We start from the raw sequence: 8,498 nt of genomic DNA on the forward strand, positions 1-8,498 counted from the left end.
CCGCCTACTTCACCAAGACCACCGCGATCTACCCGGGCGACGACGTGCGGGTCTCGGGGATCAAGGTTGGCACCATCACCGCCATCCATCCGGAGGGCACCACGGCCAAGATGGTCATGCACGTCGATCACGACGTCCCCATTCCGGCGGACGCCAAGGCGGTGATCGTCGCGCAAAACCTGGTCGCCGCCCGCTACGTCCAACTCACCCCGGCCTACCGGTCCAGCGGTCCCACCATGCTCGACGGCGCCGTGATACCGCGCGAGCGGACCGCGATACCGGTCGAGTGGGACGAGGTCAAAGACCAATTAATGCGTTTGGCAACGGAATTGGGACCCAACAGCAAAGTCTCGACGCCCTCGGTGGCGCGCTTCATCGACAGCGCCGCCAACGCGCTGGGCGGCAACGGCGACAAGCTTCGGCAGACCCTGGCCGAACTGTCCGGGGTGGGGCGGATTTTGGCCGACGGCAGCGGCAACATCGTCGACATCATCAAGAATCTGCAGATCTTCGTCAAGGTCCTTCGCGACAGCAACCAGCAACTGGTGGTGTTCAACAACCAGCTGGCCACGCTGACCAGCGTGCTCGACGACAATAAATCCGACTTGGACGCCGCGCTCACCGATTTGGCCGGCGCCGTCGGTGAGGTGCAACGGTTCATCGCGCAAACCCGTGACCCGACCTCGGAGCAGATTGCGCGATTGGCCGACCTGACCCAGATCCTGGTCGACAACAAGATGGCTCTCAAGAACATCCTGCATGTCACGCCGAACGCACTGGCCAACGCCTACAACGACTACGAACCCGACATGGGGGCGATCCGCGGCGCATTCACGGTCAACAACACGGCCAATTCGGTGAACCTGTACTGCTCGCAACTCGGGGCCATCGAGAACGTCACCGCCGTCGAGTCCGGCAAGCTGTGCGGCCTGTATCTGAGTCCGGCACTGCGAGTGTTCAACCCGCTGTTGCTGTTCAACTGGAACTATCTGCCTATTCCGATCAACCCGATCCTGGCGTCGTCAGCCGACCCGCAAAACATCGTCTACACCGAGCCGCGGCTGGCGCCCGGTGGCGAGGGCCCCAAGCCCGGACCCCCCGAGCTGCCACCGGCGGTATCGGCCTATACCGGGCTGCCCGGCGATACGCCGGACTATCCGCCCCCGCCCGGACCGCCGGCACGGATACCGGGCGCGGCGAGGCCGGAGCCGCCGGCGCCCACCCACCCGGGCGAGTCGCCGCCGCCGTCGCCGGCGCCGATACCCGGCCTGCTCCCAGCCGAAGGAACGCAGCCGTGACCGCCCGGGTGTTGGCCCGTCGGGTGCTGGCCCTGGGTGCGGCGGTCATGCTGAGTGTGACCGGATGCGCATTCAACGGTCTGAACTCGCTGCCGCTGCCGGGCGCGGTCGGACGTGGCTCGGGCGCCGACATCTACCACGTCGAGATCGCCAATGTCGGTACCATGGAGTCGAATTCGCCGGTGATGGTCAACGACGTCGTGGTGGGCAGCATCGGCAGGATGCGCGTGACGGGCTGGCACGCCGACGTCGAGATCTCGGTGAAGCACGGTGTGGTGATACCCGCCAACGTGATTGCCAGTGTCGGTCAGACGAGTCTGCTGGGATCCATGCACCTGGAACTCAATCCGCCGCCCGGAAAACAGGGCGAAGGGACGTTGCAACCGGCGGCCGAATGCGCCCGGCTGCACCTCGCCCAGCCGCCCTGCGCCACCGTCCCGCTGGACAAGTCGTCGACGTATCCGTCTACGGAACAGACGTTGTCGTCATTGTCGGTCGTGATCAACTCGGGCGGCTTCACCCAAATCGGCGACATCGTGCACAATTTCAACGCGGCCTTGTCCGGCCGGGCAGCCGATGTTCGTGACCTGATCGATCGCCTCGACCGATTCGTGGGAACACTCGACCAACAGCGTGGCAACATCGTCGCGTCGATCCAGGCACTGAACCGGCTTGCCGGCACGTTCGCCAGCCAGCGCGACATCATCACCCAGGCGCTCTACAAGGTGCCGCCCGCCCTGGACGTTCTGATCCGCGAGCGGCCGCGGATCACGGCCGCGTTGGACAGACTCAGGGTGTTCAGCGACACGGCCACCCGGCTGGTCAACGATGCGGGCAGCGATCTGGTGACGAATCTGAAAAACCTTGAGCCGACCATCAGTGCGCTTGCCGACGTCGGGCCGGAGCTCGACGACGCCCGCGCCTACGCGCCGACGTACCCGTTCACCCAGAACCTCATCGACCGAGCCATCCGCGGTGACTTCGTCAACGGGTTTTTCGTTCTCGACCTGACGAACGCCCGGCTGCGCAAGGGGCTGTTGCTGGGCACCCATTGGGGACGGTTGGGCGCGGAGCTGGTGCCGGCGCCCGGGGATCCGCAGTACCTGCAGTACCAGTACACGCCCGACCCGCGGAATCCGTCGGCTCCAGGACCGGTGGCGCCACCGGTCGGTGCGCCGTTGACGCCGCCGGCGGCGCCGGGGCCCGCAACGGCGGTGCCGTTGCCGTTGCCGCCGCCGGGCGCGCCGCCGCCGGTGCCGCCACCACCGCGGCCGCAGCTGGGCCCGGCGACACCAGAATTCGGCCCGCAGGTGCCGGGCACGCCGCCGACCGCCACGCAGCCACCGGATGGGGGCTCGTAAATGCTGACCCGCTTCGTCCGAATCCAGCTGGCGATTTTCACGATCGTGGGCATCGTCGGTGTGGCCGTCATGGTGTTGATGTACATCCAGGCGCCGACGCTGCTCGGCATCGGGCGGATTACGGTCACCCTGGAAGTGCCCGCGGCCGGCGGCCTCTACCGGTTCAGCAACGTGACCTACCGCGGGGTGCAGGTCGGCAAGGTGACCGCGGTGGGGCTGACGTCGCACTGTAGTGAGCCCAAACGCAGTCCGTGCACGAATGCCACGCTGTCGCTTGGCTCTTCGCCGAAGATCCCGGCGGACCTGGAAGCCGACGTGCGCAGCATCTCAGCGGTCGGCGAGCAGTACGTGGATCTGCGGCCGCGCACCGACTCGCCGCCGTACCTGCACAACGGATCGGTGATCCCGATGAGCCAGGCCACCATTCCGCAGCCGATCGGCCCCGTTCTGGATCAGACCAGTGCGTTGATCGACAGCATCCCCAAGGACAAGCTCGTCGCGTTGCTCGACGAGGCATTCAAGGGATTAAACGGGGCGGGCTACGATTTCGGATCGTTGTTCGACTCGGCGGCAAAGGTTTCCGGTGACCTCAACGGGATCGCCGACCGGACCCGAACCCTCACCGAGGACACCGGGCCGGTTCTGGACTCGCAAGCGCACACCACCGACGCGATCCGGCTGTGGGCGCGCAGCCTAGCCGGCGTCTCCAGCCAACTGGTGACCAACGACCCGCAGGTCCGCACCCTGCTGGAGCAAGGCCCCGGCGCATTTGACGAGGCGTCTCGACTGCTCGAGCAGATCAAGCCGACGCTGCCGGTGCTCCTGGCCAACCTGACCACCGTCGGCCAGATCGCGGTGACCTACCACGCGTCACTCGAGCAGGTACTGGTGTTGCTGCCGCCGTTCGTTGCCGCGATCCAATCGTTCGTCGGCACCAAAAACCCGACGGGCTACGCCCAGGGCGACTTCGCGGCTCTGGTCGACGATCCGCCCGGCTGCACGGTCGGGTTCCTACCGCCGAGCCAATGGCGCTCGCCGGCCGACACCACGACGATCGATACCCCGGACGGGTTGTACTGCAAGCTGCCGCAGGACTCACCGATTTCGGTTCGCGGTGCCCGGAACTACCCGTGCATCGAGCACCCGGGCAAGCGCGCGCCGACGGTCGAAATCTGTGATAGCGACCAGCCTTTCGAGCCATTGGCGATGCGCCAGCACGTCTTCGGCACCTATCCGCTGGATCCGAACCTGCTCGCGCAGGGTATCCCGCCCGATGACCGGGTCAACTTCTACCGCGACCGGATTTTCGGACCGGTGGAGGGTACCCCGCTGCCACCGGGATCGCCCGGGCCGCGGGGAACGCCGCCGGGACCGCCGAACTCGCCGGTGCCGCTGGGGCAACCGCCGATACCGCCGGGATCGTCGGTACCGCCACCGGCCAACCTGCAGCCGCCGGCGCCGGTGGACCTGACACCCGTCGCGCCGATGGACGTTCCGGACGGCGCCCCCCCGGCGCCGGCTGGCGGGCCGCAGGCCGCACCAAGTGCCCTTGGCCACAATGGTTCTCGAGTGAGCCCGGGTTTGGCGGTAGCGCAGTACGACCCGCGCACCGGTCGCTACGTCGGTCCGGACGGTCAGCTGTATCGGCAGGCAGACCTGGTCAAGGCTCCCAAGACCTGGAGGGATCTGCTCCTGGCGGCGTGATTCGGGCGTCGCGGTCAGATCTTGTCGAGCCGGAACGGCATCATGACGACGAGCCACTTGTTGACACCGCATGCGCCACTGGGCCCGACGGTCTGGTCCTTGCCCGCATATGTCGACGAGCCGGCCTGGATAGTGCCGTCCGGCCCTGCCGGATAGAAGGTGAACGTTTGTACCCCGGTGAACGAGGTGCCATCGGGGCACGTTTCCCAGTTGGGCACCTCGTGTTTCACGGTCCACATCACCCCGTCATGCATGTAGAGCGGTGCGTTCCAGCCCCGGTCGCTGGTGACGTGGCCGGAGCAGTCCTGAGCCGTGCTACAGCTGGACGACACCGTCCACGTGCTACTGACGGTCGGTTCATCATGAAAAGATTGATTTGTTTTGGCCCATTCACCGACCGATGTGGCGCGGTAGGTTCCGTTGATGGCGAGACCGTCCGTGGAGGCCCGGGCCGGCGGTGCGGCGCTCGAGCCGCCAATCACCGTGGTAGCTACCAATATTGCGCTTGCGACAGTGCCCATTGACCGCATCACGTGCTCCTCGACGCGCTAGCGCCACTTCCCACTTGAGACAGTAACACCGGGGCCGCCGCGTGGGCGAGGGCTTTGCCGCGAAGCGCGCGGCCGTCACAGCGAGTCAAGCTTGGCGATTAGCCAGGATCCGTTGACCTTGGTCAGCGTTACCCGAACGCTGCTGGTGGTTTTCACCGGTTCGGGTTTGTCCTTGCTGGTGGTCTTCAGACTGATAAACACAAGTACGACAGCTGAATCCGGATGCAACTCCGCCGCGGCGGCTCGAATGACGCGGGCGTTGGTGGTGATCTGGCCGCGCTGGGCCGCCGGCGCCACGATCTGCTCGGTGAACCGTTCGTAGTAGCTCTGATAGTCGCCGGTGAGCCGCGATCTCGCGTTGTCAAAATCCCGGCTCAGGCTGTCGGGCGAGTACGACAGGAGCGCCACCGTGCCCTCGGAGGCCGCTCTGATCGCGTCCCGCGCCGCCGCGTCGTCGGTCTGTCGATCCGCGCGGTAGCCGAAGTAGAAGAATCCGGCGGCGAAGCCCGTCGTGGCAATGACCAACAGCCCTAACAGAATTGGACGCCACCAGGTCAGGCATTGGCGGATCCGGCGGCCTGCCGGGCTCACGGCAGCGCCTCGACCTTCGCCACTTTGAGCTGTCCGTCGTCTCGTTGCACCGTCATGACGATCCGCCAGGACCGCGGCGGCAGTTTGGTCTGGTCCGGATTGGCCTCGGGATTAGCGACTTCGGCTTTGGCCGCCACCAGGACCACCGCGGAATCGTCGGTCATCGACTGGACGGCGACGCCTTGCACGGTCACCTTGGTGCTGACCCTGGATTGCTCGACCGACTGGACCAGGTCGTCGGCGGCGATCAGCATCCCGCCTTTGAACGCGCCGGTGGTGTTATCGATGATGCGTTGTACATCCTGTCTGGCCTTGGTGGCGTCGATCGACATCAGAATGATGGCGCCCTGCCGCGCCGCGGCCGCGAACTCGGCGGCGCGTTGCTGTTGGTGCACGACATTGCGGTGGTGCCACACCAGATAGCCGCTCGCGCCGAGGGAACCGCAGCTGATGACCGCCGCAGCCATCGCCGCCAGCCCCTTGCGTCCCGGACGGCGAAGCTGCCGAGGCCGCACTCGGAATCGGCGCCGTGCCTTAGCGACTGCCTCGTCGACGGCCGTGTCCCCAGCCTCGTTGCCAGCCGTTGGCTGCCGGTCGCCGGCTATCGCGTCGGCCTTTTCGCTCAGGCGTGTCGCGCGTTCCCGGGCCGCGCGGGCCCTCGCTTCGGCCTGGGCGACGGCTTCTGCTGCCTGGGTTGGCGATTCGCCGTCGCGACCGTCGGATTCGAGGGCCTCAGATAGCCGGTCACGCGACGGCATCGTCACCTCCTGGCCACGCGCTGAGCGAGAGCAACAATTATCTATCACTCATCACAACGGCGGGGCCCCGCCCCAGATAGGGCGATTTCTGTCTTCTCCGAGCAGGAGAGTTTTCTTCTCAATTGTGCAAGAGTAATAGCGTGCGCTTACTCGTGGCAGCGATTGCCGCGTTGGTCGGCATGACGGTATGGACGGCACCACCCGCCGACGCGGGTCCGACGGTTTGCGACTATCCGGCCTGCACCCCCGGAATCACCCCCAACGTCGTCCTCGGCGCACCCTGTGACAACACCACCTATTACGTCTTCGGAACCGCCGACTACTACGTCTCGTTCGCCACCGAGCCGGGACGGCTGATGTTCTGCGGTTCACCGCGGCGCTACGAACCCCGATGGTTCCGATCCCCACCGATGGCCGGGGTCAAGGACGAGAACTCCGACTGCACCAGATATCCGGAGTACTACGTCGCGCAGGCGCCCGACGGTCTGTTCCTGGTGTGCGTGGCGCAGAACGGTCACGCCAGATGGGTGCGGGGCGACACGTAGGAGGTGTCGGCCGCTGACCCGTGGTACCACTGTGCCGAGCGTGATCGGTTGCGGTGCAACATGATTCCTTCGGAAGAACAGGCGTACACCGCCACCGGCGAGGTGCCCAATCCCAACCAACACCCATGCGTTGAGGCTTAACCTGCGGCCACCGACATCCATGGTTTACCGGCCGCGTCCAAAACCCAATTCCTGCCGGTAACCCACCGTCGTGTCCTGCTTGTTGGGGCGCTGGCGGGTGACTGATCGACATGGAAGCGGCTGTGTCGGGAGCACATGTGCCGTTTTGCTGAGATGGCCAGGTCTAGGTCAGCGGCAAAGCTATTTGGCTATCTCGGTCGAGCGTCGGGCGATCAGTCTGGCGATTACTGTGATCCACCGCCTAAAGTGCAAAGCGAGGCACGGTCAAATCGATCGTCGAGGCATAGATCGGGATCAACGCTCTGAAAGGCGAACGCCTCTAACAGGGCAGATGCGCGGCAGCGGACCCTCGTGAACTTCGGTTGCGGCACTGGTTTATTGTGTGCAAGCGAGTTTGAGCTGACGGTCCGCCTTACGATGTCATATTCTTGTCCTTGACATTTGTATTGGCACCGTGTATCCGACTGAATTTCTACCTGAGGGAAGAAAGGGCTCCCACCCATGTCTCGATTGCCTCAAGATTGCCTAGCAGCAGGTGAAGTCAGCGTGGCTGAACCTGACTCGACGCGTCCGTCGGCCCAGGCTGCCAAAACGCCACGTGGCAAACACGGCGCCGCGGTTGTGCTGGGCGCGTTGGCATTGGCCGGTGGCGTCACCGCCGCCATAGACACCGCTGGTAGCTCCACCGATGTCAGCGTCGGCAGGCTGGCTATCACCTTGACTGCTCATGACGGGTTCAAATTAGACACCTGCACCACCAATAATTCTGAGTTCACCGGTAGCGGCGGCACCGGTAGCAATTCCACCACCAGCAGCTATCAGACAGACTCGATTACGGACTATGTTCCGTTCGATGAGCATCCGCTCTTTGAGATGGTTGGCGTGGACACCGTTCCTACTCTTGGGTTCGATGCCGGTTACACCACCAGCTTCTTCGGCGATACGAACACGCTGGCCGGAAACAACCAAGAGATTTACATAAAGAACGACGGATTGGCGCAAGTTGAAATGAATGGCGAAATATTCACGGTAAAAGTGGAGTCAAATGGTGCGGTAACTCTTATCGACGAAGAACCCGTCATCAACGATACGAACACGCAGCCCGAGAACAATCAAGTATATGTCGTAAAGAATGACGGATTCGCGCAAGTTGAAATGAATGGTGAGATTTATCGCGTAAAGGTAGAGCAAAATGGTGAAGTAACTCTCATTGAAGAGGACAATTAGCTAGGGGTCGCGCGTCGACGTTCGACTGACCACTACCACATCATCTTGTTATAGATCCCTCAAACACTCCGAATAGACCTGCGGCAGTGGCCCTTTCGCGTTCGTGACGCCCTCCTGCGCCGGCTTAGCTCGACGTGTCGAGGTACGTCAACCCGTCCGCTCCGGGGTCACCGAAGAACAGCCCGCCCATGCCGCCGACGCCGCCCGGCGCGCCACCGGTCCCATCCCCGCCGCCGCCGCCGTTACCGAACATCCCGCCGTTGCCGCCGTTGCCGCCGCTGTTGCCGGCCCCAGCGTTTCCGTAGGTTGGTCCCATGCCGCC

9 protein-coding genes are annotated in these 8,498 nt (G+C 64.5%); 5 read left to right on the plus strand and 4 right to left on the minus strand.

The features are described from left to right. The 3 genes from BST40_RS26410 to BST40_RS26420 all read left to right on the plus strand — a co-directional run. Positions 1–1,298 (plus strand): MCE family protein (locus BST40_RS26410; RefSeq protein ID WP_142276815.1); only part of this gene is annotated, 1,298 nt, incomplete at its 5' end. After that, positions 1,295–2,659 carry an MCE family protein gene (locus tag BST40_RS26415; protein ID WP_083156242.1) on the plus strand — a complete coding sequence of 455 codons (1,365 nt, stop codon included), beginning with the start codon at positions 1,295–1,297 and terminating at the stop codon, positions 2,657–2,659. The genes BST40_RS26410 and BST40_RS26415, both read left to right, overlap by 4 nt. After that, positions 2,660–4,363, plus strand: a complete 1,704-nt coding sequence (locus tag BST40_RS26420; RefSeq protein ID WP_083156244.1) for an MCE family protein — start codon at positions 2,660–2,662, stop codon at positions 4,361–4,363. 14 nt (positions 4,364–4,377) lie between these two features. Here BST40_RS26420 and BST40_RS26425 read toward each other — a convergent pair whose 3' ends face one another. The 3 genes from BST40_RS26425 to BST40_RS26435 all read right to left on the minus strand — a co-directional run bounded on the left by BST40_RS26425 (position 4,378) and on the right by BST40_RS26435 (position 6,263). Continuing rightward, positions 4,378–4,893: an Rv2253/PknI dimerization domain-containing protein gene (locus BST40_RS26425; RefSeq protein ID WP_075548171.1), complete on the minus strand. Its 516-nt coding sequence runs from the start codon at positions 4,891–4,893 to the stop codon at positions 4,378–4,380. A 96-nt stretch (positions 4,894–4,989) separates the two neighbouring features. Then, the gene (locus tag BST40_RS26430; RefSeq protein ID WP_083156246.1) at positions 4,990–5,505 is read right to left on the minus strand and encodes a twin-arginine translocation pathway signal; all 516 of its coding nucleotides are present in this window, start codon (positions 5,503–5,505) and stop codon (positions 4,990–4,992) included. Continuing rightward, positions 5,502–6,263, minus strand: coding sequence for a hypothetical protein (locus BST40_RS26435; RefSeq protein WP_083156248.1), 762 nt, complete (start codon positions 6,261–6,263; stop codon positions 5,502–5,504). The genes BST40_RS26430 and BST40_RS26435 overlap by 4 nt, the downstream gene beginning before the upstream one ends. Before the next feature lie 140 nt (positions 6,264–6,403). On the opposite strand from BST40_RS26435, the gene BST40_RS26440 reads away from it, so the two are divergent. Next, positions 6,404–6,808 carry a hypothetical protein gene (locus BST40_RS26440; RefSeq protein ID WP_208618934.1) on the plus strand — a complete coding sequence of 135 codons (405 nt, stop codon included), beginning with the start codon at positions 6,404–6,406 and terminating at the stop codon, positions 6,806–6,808. Between the two features lie 687 nt (positions 6,809–7,495). Further along, the gene (locus tag BST40_RS26445; protein ID WP_083156250.1) at positions 7,496–8,176 is read left to right on the plus strand and encodes a hypothetical protein; all 681 of its coding nucleotides are present in this window, start codon (positions 7,496–7,498) and stop codon (positions 8,174–8,176) included. 124 nt (positions 8,177–8,300) lie between these two features. Here BST40_RS26445 and BST40_RS26450 read toward each other — a convergent pair. After that, positions 8,301–8,498: hypothetical protein (locus BST40_RS26450; protein WP_208618935.1), on the minus strand; the 198-nt coding region annotated here is incomplete at its 5' end.

The sequence above is a fragment of the Mycobacterium persicum genome, from assembly GCF_002086675.1.
Classification (GTDB): Bacteria; Actinomycetota; Actinomycetes; order Mycobacteriales; family Mycobacteriaceae; genus Mycobacterium; species Mycobacterium persicum.